Source organism: Streptomyces sp. NPDC054840 (assembly GCF_053611065.1).
On the sequence record NZ_JBSGZP010001029.1, the window covers coordinates 1 to 1,770 of the forward strand.

Here is a 1,770-nt window from a genome sequence, read left to right on the forward strand (position 1 = left end):
GCTCAGGCGAGGTCGAAGCGGTCGAGGTTCATCACCTTGTCCCAGGCGGACACGAAGTCACGCGCGAACTTCCCTCCCGCGTCCTCGGACGCGTAGACCTCGGAGACCGCCCGGAGCTGGGAATGCGAACCGAAGACGAGGTCGACGGCGGTCGCGGTCCACCTGACCTCGCCCGTCCTCCGGTCCCGGCCCTCGAACACGTTCTCGTCGGAGGCCGACGGCTTCCACTCCGTCCCCATGTCGAGCAGGTTGACGAAGAAGTCGTTGGTCAGCGTCTCCGGCCGGTCGGTGAAGACTCCGTGCGGCGATTGCCCGCGGCCGGTGTTCAGCGCCCGCATGCCACCGATCAGGACCGTCATCTCGGGCGCGGTGAGGGTCAAGAGGTTGGCCCGGTCCAGCAGGAGAGTCTCCGGTGACAGCTTCTCGCCCGCCCGGAGGTAGCCGCGGAACCCGTCCGCCCGCGGTTCCAGCACGGCGAACGAATCCACATCGGTCTGCTCCTGCGAGGCGTCAGTGCGCCCCGGCACGAAGGGCACCGTGATGTCGTGCCCGCCGCTCTTCGCCGCCCGCTCGACGCCCGCGCACCCGCCCAGGACGATCAGGTCGGCGAGGGACACCTTCGTGCCTCCGTCGTGGGAGTCGTTGAACTCCTGCCGGATCCGGTCGAGGGCCCGCACCGTTTCGGTCACCTCGGGCACGTCGTTCACCTCCCAGTCCTTCTGGGGCGCGAGCCGGAGCCGCGCGCCGTTGGCCCCGCCGCGCTTGTCGGTGCCGCGGAAGCTGGCCGCCGAAGCCCACGCGGTGGTGACCAGTTGGGAGACCGACAGCTCTGAGGCGAGGATCGTGGCCTTGAGGGCGGCGATCTCCGCGTCGGTGACCAGCGCGTGATCGACCGGGGGAACCGGGTCCTGCCAGAGCTGAGGCTCGGCGATCCACGGGCCCAGATAGCGGGAGACGGGCCCCATGTCGCGGTGCAGAAGCTTGTACCAGGCCTTGGCGAAGGCATCCGCCAGCCGGTCCGGGTTCTCGTGGAAGCCCTTGGCGATCGGTCCGTAGACGGGATCCAGTTTCAGGGCGAGGTCCGTCGTCAGCATCATGGGCGCGTGCCGCTTCGACGGATCATGCGCATCGGGCACCGTGCCCTGGGCCGAGGGATCCGTGGGAGTCCACTGCTGGGCACCGGCCGGGCTCCTCGTCAGCTCCCAGTCGTACCGGAACAGGTTGTCGAGGTACCCGTTGTCCCACGTCGTCGGCTCCGTGGTCCACGCCCCCTCCAGCCCACTCGTGAGCGTGTCGACGCCCGAGCCGCTGCCGTAGCTGTTGCGCCAGCCGAGGCCCTGCTGCTCGATCGGGCAGGCCTCGGGTTCCGGGCCGATGTACTCGGGGTCGACCGCGCCATGGCACTTTCCGAAGGTGTGGCCGCCGATGATGAGTGCGGCCGTCTCCTCATCGTTCATGGCCATGCGCGCGAACGTCTCGCGGATGTCCCGGGCGGCGGCGATCGGGTCCGGATTGCCGTTGGGCCCCTCCGGATTGACGTAGATCAGACCCATCTGCACGGCACCGAAAGGACCGGAGAGTTCCCTGTCGCCGCTGTAGCGCTCGTCTCCGAGCCACGTGTCCTCGGGCCCCCAGAAGATTTCCTCCGGCTCCCAGATGTCCTCCCGGCCGAAGCCGAAGCCGAACGTCTTGAACCCCATCGATTCCATGGCGCAGTTACCGGCGAAGACCAGCAGGTCGGCCCAGGAGATCCTCCGCCCGTACTTCTGC

The 1,770-nt window shown here is 68.7% G+C and carries 1 protein-coding gene; it reads right to left on the bottom strand.

Annotated elements, in window-relative coordinates:
* Positions 1–2: 2 nt before the first annotated feature.
* On the bottom strand, positions 3–1,770 hold a 1,768-nt coding region (katG, locus tag ACWGIU_RS37160; RefSeq protein WP_453712475.1), incomplete at its 5' end, for a catalase/peroxidase HPI.